Annotated in this window: 15 protein-coding genes and 1 tRNA gene; 7 read left to right on the top strand and 9 right to left on the bottom strand. The window is 72.5% G+C overall.

Annotated elements, in window-relative coordinates; all coding sequences use genetic code 11:
• Positions 1–34: 34 nt before the first annotated feature.
• A complete protein-coding gene (locus ACFYM6_RS06540) occupies positions 35–1027 on the bottom strand; it encodes a hypothetical protein (RefSeq protein WP_387272894.1) in 993 nt (330 codons plus the stop codon).
• A 1437-nt stretch (positions 1028–2464) separates the two neighbouring features.
• Between ACFYM6_RS06540 and ACFYM6_RS06535 the strand changes: the two genes are divergently transcribed.
• Positions 2465–2540 (top strand) — tRNA-Arg (locus ACFYM6_RS06535).
• 366 nt (positions 2541–2906) lie between these two features.
• Positions 2907–3665: a class I SAM-dependent methyltransferase gene (locus ACFYM6_RS06530; RefSeq protein WP_387272892.1), complete on the top strand. Its 759-nt coding sequence runs from the start codon at positions 2907–2909 to the stop codon at positions 3663–3665.
• Between the two features lie 31 nt (positions 3666–3696).
• Here the strand turns inward: ACFYM6_RS06530 and ACFYM6_RS06525 are convergent, their stop codons facing one another.
• The 7 genes from ACFYM6_RS06525 to ACFYM6_RS06495 all read right to left on the bottom strand — a co-directional run bounded on the left by ACFYM6_RS06525 (position 3697) and on the right by ACFYM6_RS06495 (position 13307).
• Entirely contained in the window at positions 3697–4377 is a 681-nt protein-coding gene (locus ACFYM6_RS06525; protein ID WP_387272890.1) for a response regulator, read from the bottom strand.
• Positions 4374–6914, bottom strand: a complete 2541-nt coding sequence (locus ACFYM6_RS06520; protein WP_387272888.1) for a DUF4118 domain-containing protein — start codon at positions 6912–6914, stop codon at positions 4374–4376. Before ACFYM6_RS06520 ends, ACFYM6_RS06525 begins: the two co-directional genes overlap by 4 nt.
• Positions 6915–6994: 80 nt before the next feature.
• Positions 6995–7870 carry a potassium-transporting ATPase subunit C gene (locus ACFYM6_RS06515; protein WP_387272886.1) on the bottom strand — a complete coding sequence of 292 codons (876 nt, stop codon included), beginning with the start codon at positions 7868–7870 and terminating at the stop codon, positions 6995–6997.
• Positions 7870–10077: a potassium-transporting ATPase subunit KdpB gene (kdpB, locus tag ACFYM6_RS06510; RefSeq protein WP_387272884.1), complete on the bottom strand. Its 2208-nt coding sequence runs from the start codon at positions 10075–10077 to the stop codon at positions 7870–7872. Before kdpB ends, ACFYM6_RS06515 begins: the two co-directional genes overlap by 1 nt.
• 20 nt (positions 10078–10097) lie before the next feature.
• Positions 10098–11753: a potassium-transporting ATPase subunit KdpA gene (gene kdpA, locus ACFYM6_RS06505; protein WP_387272882.1), complete on the bottom strand. Its 1656-nt coding sequence runs from the start codon at positions 11751–11753 to the stop codon at positions 10098–10100.
• A complete protein-coding gene (gene kdpF, locus ACFYM6_RS06500; RefSeq protein WP_357442282.1) occupies positions 11753–11842 on the bottom strand; it encodes a K(+)-transporting ATPase subunit F in 90 nt (29 codons plus the stop codon). Before kdpF ends, kdpA begins: the two co-directional genes overlap by 1 nt.
• Before the next feature lie 430 nt (positions 11843–12272).
• Positions 12273–13307, bottom strand: coding sequence for a poly(3-hydroxybutyrate) depolymerase (locus ACFYM6_RS06495; protein ID WP_387272879.1), 1035 nt, complete (start codon positions 13305–13307; stop codon positions 12273–12275).
• Positions 13308–13570: 263 nt separating this feature from the next.
• On the opposite strand from ACFYM6_RS06495, the gene ACFYM6_RS06490 reads away from it, so the two are divergent.
• The 5 genes from ACFYM6_RS06490 to ACFYM6_RS06470 all read left to right on the top strand — a co-directional run bounded on the left by ACFYM6_RS06490 (position 13571) and on the right by ACFYM6_RS06470 (position 18050).
• Positions 13571–14326, top strand: a complete 756-nt coding sequence (locus tag ACFYM6_RS06490; RefSeq protein ID WP_387272877.1) for an SAM-dependent methyltransferase — start codon at positions 13571–13573, stop codon at positions 14324–14326.
• A gap of 118 nt (positions 14327–14444) precedes the next feature.
• Positions 14445–14870 (top strand): ATP-binding protein, encoded by a 426-nt coding sequence (locus ACFYM6_RS06485; RefSeq protein WP_387272875.1) that lies wholly within the window; start codon positions 14445–14447, stop codon positions 14868–14870.
• Positions 14871–15142: 272 nt separating this feature from the next.
• Entirely contained in the window at positions 15143–16348 is a 1206-nt protein-coding gene (locus ACFYM6_RS06480) for a DUF2786 domain-containing protein (protein WP_387272873.1), read from the top strand.
• Positions 16349–16449: 101 nt separating this feature from the next.
• On the top strand, positions 16450–16809 hold the full coding sequence (locus ACFYM6_RS06475; protein ID WP_387273723.1) for a YciI family protein: 360 nt from the start codon (positions 16450–16452) through the stop codon (positions 16807–16809).
• Positions 16806–18050, top strand: a complete 1245-nt coding sequence (locus ACFYM6_RS06470) for an RNA polymerase sigma factor (protein ID WP_387272871.1) — start codon at positions 16806–16808, stop codon at positions 18048–18050. Before ACFYM6_RS06475 ends, ACFYM6_RS06470 begins: the two co-directional genes overlap by 4 nt.
• Before the next feature lie 32 nt (positions 18051–18082).
• Here ACFYM6_RS06470 and ACFYM6_RS06465 read toward each other — a convergent pair whose 3' ends face one another.
• Positions 18083–18586 carry a hypothetical protein gene (locus ACFYM6_RS06465; protein WP_387272869.1) on the bottom strand — a complete coding sequence of 168 codons (504 nt, stop codon included), beginning with the start codon at positions 18584–18586 and terminating at the stop codon, positions 18083–18085.
• Positions 18587–18595: the final 9 nt, after the last annotated feature.

The raw sequence follows: 18595 nt of genomic DNA, 5'->3' as shown, positions 1-18595 counted from the left end.
TGACGGTCGCCATGGCCGGTTGCTGTGCCCGGGATCAGGGGTGTTCGCTCAGGACGGCGCAGTCGTGGTCGGCGGCGGCGAGCAGCGCGGTCGCTGTGTCGAGCTGGCCAGTCCTGCGACAGATGACGGCGAGTGCCCTCCATTTGAGCGGATCAACGGTGAGCACCGCCGCAGCTGGATGGTTGACCAGGAGGTCCAGCCGGATGGGGTCAGCCCCTGATCTTGATGCCTCAGCCAGGCACATCACGGGTAGCCCGAAGAGGCCACCCTCATCGGCAACCGCCGCGATCGTTTGGCCCACGGCGATCGAGCCCTTGGCGAACGCCATTATCGCGGATGTGTCGAGGATGACCCGGATGGAAAGGTCGTTCAGCGGGTGGGCGCGGGCGGGCTGGTCCGGGTGCCTGGTTCGGGCGGATGCGTGGTGGCCGGGCCGCCGCTGTCCCGGGTAGCGCCACATCGGATAGGTGATGGTGCCGTCGGGCAGGCTGAATGGCTCGTGGGGAACGTAGCCGTGCCGGGCGTACAGGTCTCGCTCGGCGGTGGTTGTCGCCTCGGCGTATGTGGGCAGCAGGCCTTGGCCCATGCGGGCGTTGCTGGTGGCGAGCAGGGTGGCGGCGCGCCGGTTGCGGTGGGGAACGGGTGCCACGCTGAAGAACGCCAGGTGGTTGTGGGGATCGACAGGTCGGTGGGCGCGCAGGACGTCGTCGAGGTGAAGGAAGCGGTCCAGGTAGTCGCCGCAGGCGACAGCGAGCCGCTCCCCGTAGCCATTCGGCGGTGGGACGGGACCGTACCGGTGTAGCCACACGGCGGCGGCGGAATGATCCTTCAGGAGGTAGGCCTCGCCGAAGAGCAGAGCGTGTTCGGCCCAGACCCGGATGACGGCGGCGAGCACGTCACGCCGGCGGTGCCCCTCGGGTACGAGCCATGCGCCGACGGCGCTCTCGGCGAAGGGGCCGACGACAAGATCGACGATCTCGGGGATGTCTCCCCATCGGGCACGGCAAACGGGCAGGGTGTTGCTCACGGACCTCTCCTGTTGGTGGGTGTGACTGGTCGGCGGACGACGGCCGGGGCGGCAGGGACGGCGCCGGCCAGGATCAGGCGTGGAGCAGCGCCTTCGGCCAGGGCACCGCGTCGCCATGCGGGCGGGTGTCGGGCCTCAGGCGGCAGCGGCGGTGGCAGTTCCTGCCAGCGGCGTGAGTGGTCATCGCGGCGCTCCTGCACGCGATGGAACTACGGGCGCCGGACCTGCCGGGGCAGGCCGCACCGTTCACACCAGCCGTGGCTGTTCCGCCTCTCGCCCAGGCGGCCGGGGCTCTCAGGCGGGTCTGGTGTCCGGTTGACTCGACCGGTACGCCAGCTTGTCGCACCGGCAGAGGCGGCAGCCGAGAAGTTGTAGGTCCGGCGACCAGCAACGAGGTGACGCGCTGGCGGGGATGCCCGTCCCGGCGGTAGCGGAGCCGGTCCCGGCCGTGCTGACGGGGGCGGCAGGCGTCACTCCGGGGGTTCCCTCCGGGTCGCCAGGCCAGGACACCTGAACCATCTCGCCATCGCCCGCTGGCACCTCATCCCGACTTGGCGGCTTGGCCGGAACCTCCGGTGACGGAGCTTCCGGGTGAGTCGCAACGACCGGCAGCACAGGGCGGGCGATCGTGGCGCCGGCGCCATCGGTCGACGCCTGCCGGGCCGGTGTCGGCGCCCCGTCGGCCGGAGCGCCGGAAGAAGGCGGAGGCGCAGCGGGTGCGCCGATGATCGGCTGGGTCAGCCCGAGCACCGGGGCCAGGGCGGGAGGCAGAACGTCAACGATCGGCTCGGCGACCGGCCTGACGGCATCCCGGACCGGCTCCAGCAGCCGCGTGTCGGAGATCCCCGCGACCACCGGCGACGCCAGGTACACGACCGGACGCGTCACCCCGATGACCGCCTCGACGCCCCTCTCCACGCCCGGCACTGCCGCAGCATCCTCCGCTCGGTCGGGTTTGCCCGTAGGTACTCGTGCCGGTGTCACCACGGCTGTCAGCGGCTGGCCCAGGTTCGCAACCGTCACATCAGCGCCGGCGCGTGCATGAGCCACGTCATCCGCAATCGCATCGTGAACAGCCCACACGCCGAACGCGCCACCGACCAGGAGTGCCCCGCGCAGCGTCCACCGAGCCAGTCGGCCGCGACACCACAACAACGGACACCTCCGAACGGAACGCCTCATCCTTGTGCCAAGGCCCTCAATTCTGCCCTTCATGGCCACACCAGCACCCGCCGACACACCGGTTAAATCGACGCCCATTGAAGTATGCGAAGGGAATTCGGCTCGCCCGAGAGGCCGCTGCCTACAATGGCTCATTGCCCGGCCCGCACCCACCTGGCTCGATGCTCGGTCATCAACCAGCGCAGCGGGCTGGTCAACCTGGGCGGATCCCTGGCATCCCGGGTCGACGCGCAGGTCGCTAGACTGAGCGCTCGCGCCCTCGTAGCTCAGGGGATAGAGCAACGGTTTCCTAAACCGTGTGTCGCAGGTTCGAATCCTGCCGGGGGCACCAGCATCGCCTGGCCAACGATCGCCTTCTCCGCCGTCCGGTACGTCCGGGCCCGATCCAGGTTGCCCAGCCGGACGGCACCTCCGCGTCGCGCCGGCGCCCTGGAAAGGCCGCAGACCGAGCTCGGCATCAATTCCGGCCTCACCGATGGCCCCACCACCGTCGGATCCACACCGGCTCCATCGGATCGCGCAGGCCGACCAAAAGGCACCGGAGGGCGCTCCGTCCCGGGCTACGCGAACACCCGGGTGGCGGCGAGCCCTGCAACCGGCCAGGGCTTGTGGCAACGTCTCTGTAGTTGCCAATTGTTTGCAACAACTCCGCCACAGCTCTGGACAACCTGCCGCGCTGGTAACTAGCGTCTGCGCTATGAGTCCTTACGAGCTTGACCCGCGCGCCTGGCAGGAGAGCTGGGACCGGCAGCAGGAGGCGTACCTGCCGGACCGGGAACACCGGATCACCGCGATGCTCGACGCGGTCGACGCCGTGGTGGACGGCGACCGCCCACGGCTGCTCGACCTGGCCGGCGGCACCGGCTCGATCAGTCTGCGGACGCTGGCCCGCTTCCCCCGGGCCGAGGTCACCCTCGTCGACCTCGACCCCGTGCTGCTGGCCATCGCCGAGGCGTCCCTGGCCGGGCGGGCCACGGTCGTCACAGCCGACCTCAACACCCCCGACTGGGTGGCGGCCCTGCCGCACCGCGAGTTCGACGCGGTCCTCACGGCCACCGCCCTGCACTGGCTCGACGCCCCGCGCCTGGCCACTCTGTACGGCGAACTCCACGGGCTGCTCCGGCCCGGCGGCGTGTTCGTCAACGCCGACCACATGCCCGACGACGCCCTGCCGGCGCTCAGCACCCGCCTGGCCGCACGCGCCCACGCCCAACGCGAGGCGCGGCACGCGGCCGGGGCGGCCCTCTCCTGGTCGGCCTGGTGGGATCAGGTCGGCACCGACCCCGGTCTCGCCCCGCTCGCCGAAAAGCGCCGGCAGATCTATCCGACCGGCCACAGTCCCGAGTGGACGCCGCCGGCCGCCTGGCACCTCGACGCCCTCGGGGCGGCGGGGTTCACCGAGGCCGGCGTGCACTGGCGCAACGGTGCCGACGCCGCCGTCGCGGCCCTGAAATGAGCGGCGGCGACGGACCGCACGGAGAGCCGGATCAGGGGCGGTAGCGGTAGCCCATGCCCGGCTCCGTGATCAGGTGCCGGGGCCGGGCCGGGTCGTCCTCCAGCTTGCGGCGCAGCTGTGCCATGAACTGCCGCAGGTAGTTGGTCTCCTGGTGGTACTCCGGGCCCCAGACGTCGTGCAGCAGCTGCCGCTGGCTGATCAGCTTTCCCGGGTTGCGGAGCAGCTTCTCCAGCATGGCCCACTGGGTGGGGGTGAGCTTGACCTCGGCGCCGTCGTCCCGGGTGACCGTCCGGTCGGCCAGGTCGACGGTGTGCCGGCCGATCCGGAGAGCGGGGGCGGCCGGGGTGGCGCCGCCGAGCCGGCGGGTGACGGCCCGGATGCGGGCGAGCAGCTCGTCCACGCCGAACGGCTTGGTGACGTAGTCGTCCGCGCCGGCGTCGAGGGCGGAGACCTTGTCCTCGCTGCCGGCCCGGCCGGAGAGCACGATGATCGGCACGGCGGTCCAGCCGCGCAGGCCGCGGATCACGTCGACGCCGTCCAGATCGGGCAGCCCGAGGTCGAGCACCACCAGGTCCGGCGGGTGGCTGGCGGCGGCCTTGAGCGCGGCGGCGCCGGTCTCGGCGACCTGGACGTCGTAGCCGCGGGCGCGCAGGTTGATCCGCAGGGCGCGCAGGATCTGCGGTTCGTCGTCCACGACCAGGATGCGGGTCACCGGACCCCCCTCTCCTCGGCGGCGGGCAGCCGCAGCACCATGGTCAGCCCCCCACCCGGGGTCGTCTCGGGGGTGATGCTGCCACCCATCGCCTCGGCGAGTCCGCGGGACAGTGCGAGCCCGAGGCCCACCCCGGTCTGGTTGTCCCGGTCGCCGAGGCGCTGGAACGGCAGGAAGACGTGCTCCCACTGGTCCTCGGGGATGCCCGGGCCGGTGTCGATGACCCGCAGCTCCACCTGGCCGGCGTGGACGCTGGCGGTGATGGTGGGCGGCTGCCCGGGCGGGCTGTGCCGCAGGGCGTTGGCCACGACGTTGACCAGCACCCGTTCCAGCAGGCCCGGGTCGGCGGTGGCCGCCGGCAGGTCGGCGGGGATGTCGGTGGTGACGTCGGCAGCCGCCGGCCCGAGTTCGTCCAGGGCCCGGGGTACGACGTCCTCCAGCCCGACCGCGGTGGCGGTCACACCGAGTACGCCGGCCTGGAGCCGGCTCATGTCGAGCAGGTTCGCCACCAACCGGCCGAGCCGGTCCAGGGACTCGTCGGCGGTGGCCAGCAGTTCCTCCCGGTCTTCCGCGCCGAACTCCACGTCGTGACTGCGCAGGCTGCTCACCGCCGCCTTCGCCGAGGCCAGCGGCGTACGCAGGTCGTGGCTGACCGCGGCGAGCAGCGCCGTGCGCATCCGGTCGGCCTCGGCGAGCGGCCGGGCGGTGGCGGCCTCCTCGGCGAGGCGTTCCTGGCGCAGCGCAACGGCGGCCTGGGCGGCGAACGCCTCGACCACCCGCCGGTCGGCGGCCTCCAGCCGTCGTCCGGCGAGGACCACGGTGAGCCGCTCGTCCACCGGCACGGCGGTCTCCCCGGCGCCCGGGCTGCCCGGCGGCCGGTCGCCGACGGCGGCCACCACCCGCCAGGCCGCCTCCTCCTGGGCCCGGCCGGGACGTCCCTCGGCCTCGGCCACCAGTTCCAGCACGCTCACCGCGCGCAGCGCGAAGGTCTCCCGCAGCCGGTCCAGGAGCGCCCGCAGCGGCCGCTCGCCGCGCAGCACCCCGCCGGCGACGGTGGCCAGGGTCTGCGCGTCGGCGGAGGCCCGCGCCGCCTCCCGGGTACGCCGGGCGGCCACGTCGACCACCCAGCTCACCGCGACCGCGACGCCGACGAAGACGCCGAGCGCGAGGAGGTTGTCCGCCTCGGCGATGGTCAGCGTGTAGAAGGGCGGGGTGAAGAACCAGTTCAGCAGCAGGGAACCACCCAGCGCGGCGACCAGCGCCGGCCACAGTCCACCCACCAGCGCGACGCCGACCACGCCGGCGAGGAAGAGCAGGATGTCGTTGGTCAGCATGAGGTCGGGCAGCACCCACAGCAGCCCGGTCAGGGCGGGCATGCCGAGCACGGCGAGCGCGAACCCCAGCAGCCGGCGCCGCCGGGACAGCGCGGCGGGCACTGCGGCACCGCGCCGCCCCCGCCCGGCCTCGGCGTGCGTGACCAGGTGTACGTCGATCGCCCCGGACAGCGCGGTGGTGGTGACGCCGACCCCCCGGGACAGCAGTTGGGCGAAGCGTCCCCGCCGGCTGGCGCCGAGCACGAGCTGGGTGGCGTTGACGCCGCGGGCGAAGTCCAGCAGCGCCGCCGGGATGTCGGTGCCGAGCACCTGGTGGTACGTCCCGCCCAGGCTCTCCACCAGCACCCGCTGCCGGGCCAGCTGGGCCGGGTCCGCGCCGGCCAGGCCATCGCTGCGGGCCACGTGCACGGCGAGCAGGTCGGCGCCCTTGCTGCGGGCGGCGATCCGGGCCGCGCGGCGGATCAGGGTCTCCCCCTCGGGGCCGCCGGTGAGCGCCACCACCACCCGCTCCCGGGCCTCCCAGGTGGCCGAGATGCCCTGCTGGGCGCGGTACGCGTCGAGCTGCTCGTCGACCTTGTCGGCGAGCCAGAGCAGCGCCAGTTCGCGCAGCGCGGTCAGGTTGCCGACCCGGAAGTAGTTGCCCAGGGCCGCGTCGATCTTGTCGGGGCGGTAGATGTTGCCGTGGGCCATCCGGCGACGCAGGGCCTCCGGGGTCATGTCGACCAGCTCGACCTGCTCGGCGGCCCGCACCACCTGGTCCGGCAGCGTCTCCCGCTGGGTGACACCGGTGATCTGCGCGACCACGTCGTTGAGCGACTCGAGGTGCTGGATGTTGACGGTCGACAGCACGCTGATCCCGGCGTCGAGCAGCTCCTGGACGTCCTGCCAGCGCTTCTCGTGCCGGCAGCCGGGCACGTTGGTGTGCGCAAGCTCGTCGACCACGGCGACCTCGGGCCGGCGGGCCAGCACCGCGTCGAGGTCCATCTCGGTGAACTCGACACCCCGGTAGGTCACCGTGTGTCGGGGCACCACCTCGAGCTTCCCGATCATCGCCGCGGTGTGCGGCCGGCCGTGGGTCTCGACCAGGCCGATCACCACGTCGGTGCCCCGCTCGGCCCGCCGCTGGGCCTCCTCCAGCATCGCGTACGTCTTGCCGACGCCGGGGGCGGCCCCGAGGTAGATGCGGAGCTCTCCCCTTGCCACGGACACGATCCTCCCTGATTGCTGGAAGGCGGCGCCCCTCCTTGGCGCCCGGCGCGGCGAAGGGGGTCCTTCCTGACCTGTCAGCGGGCGGGGAACTCTCGGTCGAGCGCGAGGTTGAGCTCGAGCACGTTGACCGCGGGTTCGCCCATGAAGCCGAGCGTCCGGCCGGTGGTGTGCGCAGACACCAGGCGGCGGACGGCGGCCGGGTCCGCGTCCCGCTCCCGCGCCACGCGGGCCACCTGGATCTCCGCGTACGCCGGGCTGATGTGCGGGTCGAGGCCACTGGCGCTGGCGGTGACCGCGTCGGCCGGCACCGCCGGCTCGGCGGGAGCGTCACCCCGGATCGGGGTGACCACCCCGCCCTCGGCGACGTAGTCGTGGCCGGGCTGGGCCAGCTCCACCGGCACCCCCTGGTAGCTACGGAGGACAGGGGTGGCCGGGGCGACCTGGTTGACGCTGACCACTCGGGTGATCCGGCCGGTCAGCCCGTCGGTGCGGAACACGGCCAGCACCGCGCCCACCCCGTCCGGGGTGCAGTAGGGCCGCCGCCCGTCGACGCCGTCGAACTCGCCGATGGCCCTGCTCCGGGCGCAGACCTGGGTGAGCAGGCTCTGCTTCGAGTCGTCGGGTGTGCTGGCGATGGTGTCGACCACGCTCTCCGGGCCCAGGTTGCTGGCAGCGGTGGCGGTGGGGTCGTAGCCGGCCGCCGACGGCCGGGACTGGAAGTAGCGCGGGACGGGGTTGCCGTCCCCGTCGGTGAACGACTGCCCGATGAGCGAGCTGCCCACGGTCCTGCCGTTCACGCTCACCAGCGAGCCGTCGGCCTTGCCGTCGAGTGCGGGGACCCGGCCGACGGCGACCATGGCCAGCGGGTACGCGAGGCCGAGCAGGACGGTGAACACGAGCAGCGCGCGCAGCGCGGCCAGGTGTTGAGCGAGCCAGGTAGGGAGGCGCATCACGAGATCCCCGGGACGAACTGGATGAGCAGGTCGATGAGCTTGATGCCGAGGAACGGCATGAGGATGCCGCCCAGGCCGTACACCAGCAGGTTGCGGCTCAGCAGCTTCGACGCGCTGGCCGGCCGGTAGCGCACGCCGCGCAGGGCCAGCGGGATCAGCGCGACGATGACGATCGCGTTGAAGATGACCGCGGACAGGATCGCCGACTCCGGGCTGGCCAGCCGCATGATGTTCAGCGCGGCCAGGCTCGGGTAGATGCCGGCGAAGATGGCCGGGATGATCGCGAAGTACTTCGCCACGTCGTTGGCGAGGCTGAAGGTGGTCAGCGACCCTCGGGTGATCAGCAACTGTTTGCCGATCTCCACGATCTCGATCAGCTTGGTCGGGTCGGAGTCGAGGTCGACCATGTTGCCGGCCTCCTTGGCGGCCGACGTGCCGGTGTTCATGGCCACGCCGACGTCGGCCTGGGCGAGGGCGGGCGCGTCGTTGGTGCCGTCGCCGGTCATCGCGACCAGCCGGCCGCCCTCCTGCTCCTTCTTGATCAGGGCGAGCTTGTCCTCCGGGGTGGCCTCCGCGAGAAAGTCGTCCACCCCGGCCTCGTCCGCGATGGCCTTGGCAGTACGCGGGTTGTCGCCGGTGATCATGACGGTGCGGATGCCCATCCGGCGCATCTCGTCGAAGCGCTCGCGCATCCCCGTTTTGACGATGTCCTTCAGGTGGATGACGCCGAGCGCCCGGGCCGGTTCGCCCTCGACGTGCTCGGCGACGACGAGCGGCGTGCCACCGATCCCGCTGATCTCGTCGACGAGCTGCCCCACCTGCTCGGTGGGGTGGCCGCCGTTCTCCCGGACCCACTTCATCACGGCCGCGGCGGCGCCCTTGCGGATCCGCCGGGCCGGCGCGCTGGCACCGCCGTCGGCGGTGCTGTCGGGGGTAAGGTCGACGCCGCTCATCCGGGTCTGCGCCGTGAACGGCACGAAGGTGGCGTGCGGCATCAGGCCCGGCTCACGCTCACGCAGCCCGAACTCGTTCTTCGCGAGCACCACGATCGAGCGGCCCTCGGGCGTCTCGTCGGCGAGGCTGGACAGCTGCGCCGCGTCGGCAACCTCGCCCACGGTCACGCCCGTGACCGGGAGGAACTCGTCCGCCTGCCGGTTGCCGAGGGTGATGGTGCCGGTCTTGTCGAGCAGCAGGGTGTTCACGTCGCCGGCCGCCTCGACGGCCCGGCCGCTCATGGCCAGCACGTTGCGCTGGATCAGGCGGTCCATGCCGGCGATGCCGATGGCCGAGAGCAGCGCCCCGATGGTGGTCGGAATCAGGCAGACCAGCAGGGACACCAGGACCACCCCGGTGACCCCGGCGTCGGTGATCGCACCGGTGTCGGGGGCGGCCGCCTGGAAGCCCTTGGCGAAGATCGCCAGCGGCTGGAGGGTCACCACGGCCAGCAGGAAGATGATCGTGAGCGCGGCGAGCAGGATGTTCAGCGCGATCTCGTTCGGGGTCTTCTGCCGGTTGGCACCCTCGACCAGGGCGATCATCCGGTCGATGAAGCTCTCGCCCGGCTTCTGGGTGATCTTGACGACGATCCGGTCGGAGAGCACCCTGGTGCCGCCGGTGACCGCGCTGCGGTCGCCGCCGGACTCGCGGATGACGGGCGCCGACTCGCCGGTGATGGCGGACTCGTCGACGCTGGCGATGCCCTCGACCACGTCGCCGTCGCCCGGGATGATCTGGCCCGCCTCGACCAGGACGATGTCGCCCTGCTTCAACTCCGGCGCGGGCACCGCCTCGTCCCGGTACCGGTTGGCCGGGGCGCCCGGGGTCCAGCCGATCAGCCGGGTGGCCATGGTGTCCTTCTTCGCCTGCCGCAGCGTCGCGGCCTGGGCCTTGCCGCGGCCCTCGGCCACCGCCTCGGCCAGGTTGGCGAAGATCACGGTGAGCCAGAGCCAGGCCGTGATGGCCCAGGCGAACACCGATGGGTCGGCGACGGCCAGCACGGTGGTGAAGACCGCGCCGATCTCGACGATCAGCATCACCGGGTTGCGCCACAGGGTGCGCGGGTCCAGCTTGCGCAGCGCGCCCGGCAGGGACCGGATCAGCTGCTTCGGGTCCAGCAGGCCCCCGCCGACCCGGTTGCCCTGGGTGGCCGGGGTGCCGGCGACCGGCTGCTCGCCGGCGCCGTGTGTCACGGGCGCGACGGACATGTCCTCGTTCCTCATGATGGTCACAGCCCCTCTGCGAGGGGGCCGAGCGCGAGCGCGGGCAGGAAGGTCAGCGCCACGAGGATCACCGTGACGCCGACGACCATCCCGACGAAGAGGGGTCGGTGGGTCGGCAGGGTGCCCTCGGAGGCGGGGGTGGGTTTCTGGCGCGCCAGCGAACCGGCCAGCGCGAGCACGAAGGCGATCGGCAGGAACCGGCCGAGCAGCATGCACAGCCCGAGCGCGGTGTTCCACCAGGGCGTGTTCACCGTGATGCCGGCGAACGCGGAGCCGTTGTTGTTGCTCGCCGAGGTGAACGCGTAGAGCACCTCGGAGAGGCCGTGCGGGCCGACGTTCAACGCGGTCGAGTTGTTGCCGGTGGCGAAGGCAGCCGCGGTACCGATCAGCACCAGGGCCGGAGTGATCAGGAAGTACAGCGAGGCGAGCTTGATCTCGCGGGAGCCGATCTTCTTGCCCAGGTACTCCGGGGTGCGGCCCACCATCAGTCCGGCCACGAACACGGTGACCACGGCGAGGATCAGCAGGCCGTAGAGGCCGGAGCCGACCCCGCCCGGGGCCACCTCGCCGAGCATCATGTTGATCATCGGCATCATCCCGCCGAGGGCGGTGTACGAGTCGTGGAACGAGTTCACCGCGCCGGTCGAGGTGAGCGTGGTGGCGGCGGCGAAGGTCGCCGAGTCCGACACGCCGAACCGGACGTCCTTGCCCTCCATGGCGGCGGCGACCGCCTGCGGCACGGTGCCGTGCCCGGCCAACTCGAAGACGTTGGTCAGGGTGACGCTGGCCAGCGCCAGGATCGCCATGACCGCGGCGATCGCGTAGCCCTGGCGGGGCTGCCCGACCATCCGGCCGAAGACCCGAGGCAGGCTGAACGGGATGACCAGGATCAGGAAGATCTCCAGCCAGTTCGTCCAGGTCGTCGGGTTCTCGAACGGGTGGGCGCTGTTCGTGTTGTAGAAGCCGCCACCGTTGGTGCCCAGCTGCTTGATCACTTCCTGGCTGGCCACCGGCCCGCCGGTGATCGTCTGGCTGCCGCCGGTCAGCGTGGTGACGTCGGTGCCGCCGGACAGGTTCTGCACCACCCCGCCGATCATCAGCGCCAGCGCGCCGAGCACGGCGATCGGCAGCAGGATCCGCAGCGTGATCCGGGTCAGGTCGACCCAGAAGTTGCCCAGTTCGCCGGCCCGGTTGCGGGCGAACCCGCGGACCAGGGCGACCGCCACGGCGATGCCGACCGAGGCAGAGACGAAGTTCTGCACGGCCAGGCCGGCCATCTGCACCAGGTGACCCATGGTCGACTCACCCGAGTACCACTGCCAGTTCGTGTTGGTCACGAACGAGACCGCGGTGTTCCAGGCGCCGTGCGGGACCACCGGATCCAAGCCCAGCGAGAGCCACAGGTGGTTCTGCAGGCGCTGGAACCCGTACAGGAACAGGATCGACACGGCCGAGAAGGCCAGCACACTGCGGGCGTACACGGCCCAGGTCTGCTCGGCGGCGGGGTTCACCCCGACCAGGCGGTAAACCACCCGCTCGACACGCGACTGCCGGGTGCCGGAGACCACCCCGTACAGGTAGTCGCCGAACGGCTTGTGGACCGCGACGAGCGCCGCCACCAGGGACAGCAGGAAGACGATGCCGGCTGTTGTCATGGTCATCAGAAGCGTTCCGGGAACAGCAGGGCGACGACCATGAACGCGCCCAGGCCGATCGCCAGCACCAGACCGACGGCGTTCACCGCACTCACAGCTTCTCCACCCCTCGTACGACGAGGGCGAGCGCTGCGAACAGCCCCACCGTGATCAGCACGAACACCAGGTCAGACACGGCTGACTCCTCTTACGGACGTCCCCCGCGGCCGACTCCCGGCCGCGCCGGGCAATCACAACGCCCCTGCCAGCAGACGGACAGGGGCCATAACGGGACCGTGACGGCGACCCGCGGTTTCTTGACGCGCTTTTCACGGCGCCCGTCCCTGAGGTGAACCCGGTCACTCGGCCAGGCCGGGCAGCACGAACATCGCCAGCGCCAGCGCCACCTGCGGGAGCCACCACAGGTGGCGGAGGCGGTGGGTGGTACGGGTGGACGGGTTGACGGTCGTCGGATTTCCCCTTCGCCGAGGTTGGCACTTTCCCGGTACGTCGGAGCCGGGGCGGGGATCCGGACCGTGAAATCCGTCAGCCGTCGAGGCGGCGGACCATGTTCATGATCGTTTCGACCTGGTAGCCGCCCTTGATCGGGTAGTTGGTGGCGCCGAGGTAGCCCCACCAGTCCCAGCAGCCGTTCGGATTGGCTCCGGTCGCGATGGCCTGCGGGTAGAGCACGATCAGCCGGTTGGTGTCGGCGTACTGGTTGAGGTTCGCCCGGTCGACGAAGGCGGTGCCGATCTTGGCGTACCCCTGGGCGCAGCCGTGCAGGGCGACCAGCAGCCGGCAGGTCTGGCCGGCGGCGCAGGCGCTCGGCACGTACGCGAAGCCGTTGGCGTCCATGCTCAGCCCGTTGGCCCAGCCGTTGGTCGCGAAGGTGTCCTGGCTGAACCGGATGAGCGTGCCGCCCAGCGGCCCGGTGTTCGGGGCGGACACCGGGCCGAGCAGCTTGCCGAGGAAGCTGCCCTCCGGGTCGGTGCCGCAGTCGTTGAGGAACGGCGAGGCGGTCGCCGTGCAGCCGACCGTGCCGTACGGGGTGACCCAGGCGTGGCCGGCGGCGCTGCCGCTGTCGTAGCGGACGCTGGCGCCGAAGTCCTGGTAGTAGCGGACCAGGTCGTCGGTGACGGACTTCTTCACGGTGTTGTCGTTGCCGCCGTGATAGACGTACACCGGCTGGCCGGGGAGGTTGCCGGTGCCGTCGATCCAGCCGTACGACGCCCAGGTGCGGGTGTAGCTCTCCAGGGTGGACAGGTACGTCGGGTAGATGTTGTCGCCGCAGCCGTAGAGCGCCTGGGCCACGTTGTTCTGGGCGCAGTAGTACGGGCCGGCGGCGAAGACGGCCGCGCCCCGGATCCGTGCCGAGTACGCGACCTGGAGCTGGGTGGCCAGGTACCCGCCGGAGGAGACCCCGGCGACGTACACGGCGGAGACCGGATAGCTGCGGAGCGAGCCGGCGATCGGGGTCTTGGTGTACGGGGTGCCCGCGGCCCGGGCGGCGGTGCCCCCGGGCAGGATCAGGAGCAGGGCCGCGGCGAGGGTGGTGGCGACTTTCCACGGTGTCTTCATGGGGTTCTCCCCTCCGAGCGCCGGCGGGTCGGCCGGCGTGCCGGAACGCTAACGCGACATTGACCACAGCAGATATCCGTACGGCCGACACCTCCGGGCCGGCGGCGGTGTGGGCTGCCCACCGGGGTATTTCGGTTGGCGGTCGGCGGGATGAGGGTTACCGTCCCCGCGACGTCACTCCGAGATCGCGAAGAGGGTGTTTCTGGTGCCGGTGCCGAGCGCGACCAACCGAACCGACCTGCCCGACGGACCCACCTTCTGGAGTGACCGCATTGGATCTGCCACGTAGTTTCGTCATCCGCGAGGGCGACCTCCGGATTCTCAACCCGTTCGACGCCGGCAAACTCGCCACCCTGGGCCGGGCGATCAAGCTCGCACCCGGCACGTCGATCCTGGATCTGTGCAGCGGCAAGGGCGAGCTGCTCTGCACCTGGGCCCGCGACCACGCGGTGACCGGCACCGGCGTGGACATCAGCACCGCCTTCACCGCAGCCGCCCGGGAGCGCGCCGTCGAGCTGGGCGTCGCCGACCGGGTCCGGTTCGTGCACGGCGATGCCGCGACCTTCGTAGCCGAGGCGCCCGTCGAGGTGGCCGCCTGTGTCGGCGCCACCTGGATCGGCGGGGGTGTCCCCGGCACCCTGGAGATCCTCCGGCGCAGCCTGCGCCCCGGCGGGATGGCGCTGGTCGGGGAGCCGTACTGGCGACGCGACCCGCCCGACGCGGAGACTGTGGCGGGGTGCCACGCCCGGTCGCGGGACGAGTTCCAGGATCTGCCCGGGCTGGCCCGGCTCTTCGGGGAGTGCGGCTGGGACCTGGTGGAGATGGTCCTCGCCGACCAGGACAGCTGGGACCGGTACGCGGCGGCGCACTGGCTCAACCTGCGCCGCTGGTTGGACGCCCACCCGGATGACGAGCTGGCCGGGGAACTGCGCCAGGAGCTGACCGAGGATCCGCTCCGGCACGTCCGCTACCAGCGGGAGTACCTGGGTTGGGGAGTCTTCGCCCTGCTCCCGCGGTGATCGCGCCCGGGTCGGTTCCCCCGCGCGGGGAGCCGGCCCGGGACGACGTTCCGCCGCCGTTCGGCGGCCGGACCGGCTCGGGCGGCTTAGCGGGCGGCCACCAGGGTAAGGCAGGATCATGGGACAGCTGCGCGCGTCGCCGCCGCCGTCACGGACCACGGAACTGGAGCGGTGGGGCCTCGGCACCCCGACCGAGCTGCGCGACCTGCGGGCCTCGCTGCGCGACGCGCTGACCCGGCACGGCCTCACCCAGGGTGAGGATCTCGACGAGATCCCGCACCTCGTGGTGCTGGTCGCCACCGAGCTGGCAACCAACGCTCTGCGGCACGGCATACCGCCGACCATCGTCACCCTGCTTGCCGCCGACGACTGCTTCATCCTCGACGTGGCCCACCACGACCTCAGCACGAGCCCCGACCTGAGCGACACCAGCCCGCTCGACTCGGGCGGTCGCGGGCTGCTGCTGGCCCAGTCGGTCTCCCTTGCCGTCGGGTGGTACGCGACCGGGGACACCAAGAACATCTGGGCCTCGTTTCCCCGCTGAGCACCCGCGTCGATCTCCGTCCGTCGCATCGCTGCGGTCTGGGCGGGACCACGGACGCCGGGGCTGGAGGGTTGACGGCCCGAGGTGAGGGCACTCACGGGCGGCGGCACCGGGTCCGCCGGTACCGTTCCTCCTCGGGCGCGCGACCCGCCGCGCCGTCGGCGAGTTGCGGCATACCGCGCCGTCCCAGCTGCGGTGACGGCCTGAACTGCCGCACCCCGAGTGGATCATGGCGCGCCCGCCGGACGACCCCGAGAAGAGGAGGGCCCAGCGTGCCGGACGCCGAGCAGCTGCTCGCCGACGCCCTCGCGGCGGCGCGCGGCACCGACGTACGGGCGGCCGAACGCGCCCTCGACCGGCTGGTGGTCGGCGACGGCCCGGCGGTGGACGCGGTGCTGCTCGCCCGCCTGACCCGGGGCGTCGGGCGGCTCTGGCCGCGGGGCTGGCAGCCGGTCGACCTGGACCGCATCGCGGCCCGGCGGCTGGCACCCCGGGGCGTGCAACTGCTCCGGGGCGTGCTGGCCGCCCAACGGCGGGAGCAGCCAGGCCCGGTCCCGCAGTGGTTCGACGACCAGCTCGCCGAGCTGGACGCGCGCTGGGACGGTGACGCCGGCTGGCTGGACCGCCAGGCCGGCGGCGACCGGATCACCGCGCTGCGGGACGCGGTCGACGCGGTCGGGCTGGTCGAGGCGCTGCCGCCGGTCGCGGTCCTCCGCCCGCCACCGGGCGGTCCGGCCGCCACCTCGCGGACCGCCACACCGGCCACCGGCTCGCGGATGCTGGACCGGGTACGCGCCCTGCTGGCCAAGGCTGAGTCGACCACCTTCCCGGCCGAGGCGGAAGCGCTCACCGGGAAGGCGCAGGAGCTGATGGCCCGGCACAGCATCGACGCCGCCCTGCTCGACGCGACCGCCGAGCGGCCGGACCAGCCCAGCGGCGTCCGGCTCGGCACCGACGCCCCGTACGCGGCGGCGAAGGCGCTGCTGATCCAGGAGGTGGCGGCGGCGAACCGGTGCGAGTCGGTGTGGTCCGACGACCTCGGCTTCGCCACCGTGCTCGGCTTCCCGGCCGACCTGGCGGCGGTCGAGCTGCTGCACACCTCGCTGCTGGTGCAGGCCACCGCGGCGATGCTGCGCGGCCGGGGCGAGCGCCGCGCGGGCCGCGGCCGGCGCACCAAGGGCTACGACGAGTCCTTCCTCAACGCGTTCGCGCTGCGCATCGGGGAGCGGCTGCGGGCGGTCACCGCGGCGGCGGACCGGGAGGCGGCCGGGGAGCGCGGCGGTGACCGGCTGCTCCCGGTGCTCGCCGCCCGCTCGGACGCCGTCCGGGAGCGCGTCGACCAGCTCTTTCCCGGCGTCACCCGGCACCGGCTCCAGGTACGCGACGCCGAGGGCTGGACCTCGGGCACCTCGGCCGCCGACCGGGCCTCGCTGGAGGTCGGCGCCCCGGCACGCCGGCCGGTACAGCGGGGCCGCTGATTTTTTCGGGGAAGATGTCGGATCGGACGTCCCGGCTCCGACCCGTCTGCGAGAGGCGCCACCGCCGGTGGCCCGTACCCGAGGAGTGGACCGTGAAGTACATGCTGCTGATCTGGAACCGGCCCGGCTTCGTCGAGGAGCTGTCCGAGGCGGATCGGAACGCGATCTTCGGCGAGGTCGACGACATCATGAAGCGGCTGACCGAGTCCGGTGAACTGGTCGGCGGGGAGGCCCTGGCCCACCCGTCGCAGACCCGTACGGTCCGGACCGGCGCCGCCGGCGTCGAGATCACCGACGGGCCGTTCGTGGAGAGCAAGGAACAGTTCGCCGGCTACCTGATGGTCGACTGCGAGACCCCGGAGCGGGCCGCCGAGATCGCCGCGAACTGGCCGGACGTGCGGCGCGGATTCGGGGTGCTGGAGGTGCGTCCGGTGATGGACCAGGCCGGGACGGAGATGTGACGTTCCCCGTCGTCGAGGACCTGCTGCGCACCCTCGCGCCGCAGGTCCTCGGCGTGCTCGTGCGCCGGCACGGCCAGTTCTACGCCTGCGAGGACGCCGTGCAGGAGGCACTGCTCGCCGCCGCCACGCAGTGGCCGGAGCAGGGCGTGCCGGACCACCCCCGCTCGTGGCTGGTCACCGTGGCGACCCGTCGGCTCACCGACGAGTGGCGCAGCGAGCGGGCTCGCCGGGACCGCGAGGTCGCGGTGGCGGTCCGCGAGCCGGCGTACGCGGCGGTCGCGCCGGCCGCCGACGAGGAGCCGCCGAGTGCGGACGACACGCTGAAGCTGCTCTTCCTCTGCTGCCATCCGGCGCTCACCGGCTCCGCCCAGGTGGCACTCACGCTACGTGCCGTGGGCGGGCTGAGCACGGCCGAGATCGCCCGGGCGTACCTGGTGCCGGAGGCCACGATGAGCCAGCGGATCCGCCGGGCCAAGCAGCGGATCGAGGCGGCCGGTGCCCGCTTCGCGCTGCCCTCGGCCGCCGACCGCGACGAGCGGCTGCGGGCCGTGCTGCACGTGCTCTACCTGGTCTTCAACGAGGGGTACACCGCCTCCAGCGGCGGCGAACTGCACCGGGCGGAGCTGACCGGCGAGGCGATCCGGCTGGCCCGGGAACTGCACCGGCTGCTCCCGGACGACGGCGAGGTCACCGGGCTGCTCGCGCTGATGCTGCTCACCGACGCACACCGGGCCGCCCGGACCGGCCCGGGCGGGGAGCTGGTGCCGCTGACCGAGCAGGACCGCACCCGCTGGGACCGGAGCGAGATCGAGGAGGGCATCGCCCTGGTGACCGAGGCGCTGACCTGGTCGCCACCGGGTCCGTACCAGGTGCAGGCGGCGATCGCGGCGGTGCACGCCGAGGCGCCGTCGGCGGCGGAGACGGACTGGCCGCAGATCGTCGCGCTCTACCGGGTACTCGCCCGGATCGCGCCGAACCCGATGGTCACCCTCAACCAGGCCGCCGCGGTGGCCATGGTGGACGGTCCCCGGGCCGGGCTCGCCCTGCTGGCCCCGCTGGACTCGGACGACCGCACGGCCGGGCACCACCGGCTCGCCGCGGTCCGCGCCCACCTGCTCGAAATGGCCGGCGACCGGGACGAGGCGCGGGAGGCTTACCTGGCCGCCGCGCGCGCGACGACCAGCCTGCCCGAGCAGCGCTACCTGGAGGTACGCGCCGCGCGCCTGGCCGTGGAGCGCTGATTCGGAACAGCCGCCCCGGGCCAGCACACCGGTCAGGCGCGGCACTCCCGGGCCAGCCGCTGCGGGATCTCGACGAAGCTGGCGCTCAGCCACGTGACCGGCGCGGACGACTTCGCCCCGACGTCGATCCGCCGCGCGGCGTCCGTCACGAGCGCCTTGATCTCCGGATCCTGCGCCCGGGTGGCCTGCCGGCGTACGTCGTCGGCCAGGTCGGCGAGATTCGCCTTGACCTGGTCGTTGATCTGCTCGGGAGTGAGGTCCCGGCGGGTGGCCGCGGCGGAGTCGGCGGCGATCTCCTTGCTCTTGGCGATGATGAGCTTGTCGACCTCGGCACAGACCGCGGCGGTGTTGGCCGCGGTCACCGGCGACGGCGACGCGGTGGCGGTCGGGGCCGGTGCGGTGGCGGAGGCGGTCGGCGGGCCCGCCCAGTTGCCCGTCGACGCCCCGGTGTCCTCCTCCGGGGACGGCTGGCAGGCCGTGGCGAGGGCCGTCATGGTCACCAGGGCGGCGGCACGGATGGCGGCGGTACCCGACATGGTTCTCCC

Source organism: Micromonospora sp. NPDC006431, assembly GCF_042870725.1.
Taxonomy (GTDB): Bacteria; Actinomycetota; Actinomycetes; order Mycobacteriales; family Micromonosporaceae; genus Micromonospora.
The sequence above is the reverse complement of the archived record's forward strand: the minus strand, read 5'-3'. Positions and strand labels throughout refer to the sequence as shown.

Coding starts and splice junctions, on each gene's coding strand:
- ACFYM6_RS06485 (WP_387272875.1), top strand. CDS start 14,445: ATGGGACAGCTGCGCGCGTCGCCGCCGCCGTCACGGACCACGGAACTG.
- ACFYM6_RS06465 (WP_387272869.1), bottom strand. CDS start 18,586: ATGTCGGGTACCGCCGCCATCCGTGCCGCCGCCCTGGTGACCATGACG.
- ACFYM6_RS06475 (WP_387273723.1), top strand. CDS start 16,450: ATGCTGCTGATCTGGAACCGGCCCGGCTTCGTCGAGGAGCTGTCCGAG.
- ACFYM6_RS06530 (WP_387272892.1), top strand. CDS start 2,907: ATGAGTCCTTACGAGCTTGACCCGCGCGCCTGGCAGGAGAGCTGGGAC.
- kdpA (WP_387272882.1), bottom strand. CDS start 11,753: ATGACCATGACAACAGCCGGCATCGTCTTCCTGCTGTCCCTGGTGGCG.
- kdpB (WP_387272884.1), bottom strand. CDS start 10,077: ATGTCCGTCGCGCCCGTGACACACGGCGCCGGCGAGCAGCCGGTCGCC.
- ACFYM6_RS06495 (WP_387272879.1), bottom strand. CDS start 13,307: ATGAAGACACCGTGGAAAGTCGCCACCACCCTCGCCGCGGCCCTGCTC.
- ACFYM6_RS06515 (WP_387272886.1), bottom strand. CDS start 7,870: ATGCGCCTCCCTACCTGGCTCGCTCAACACCTGGCCGCGCTGCGCGCG.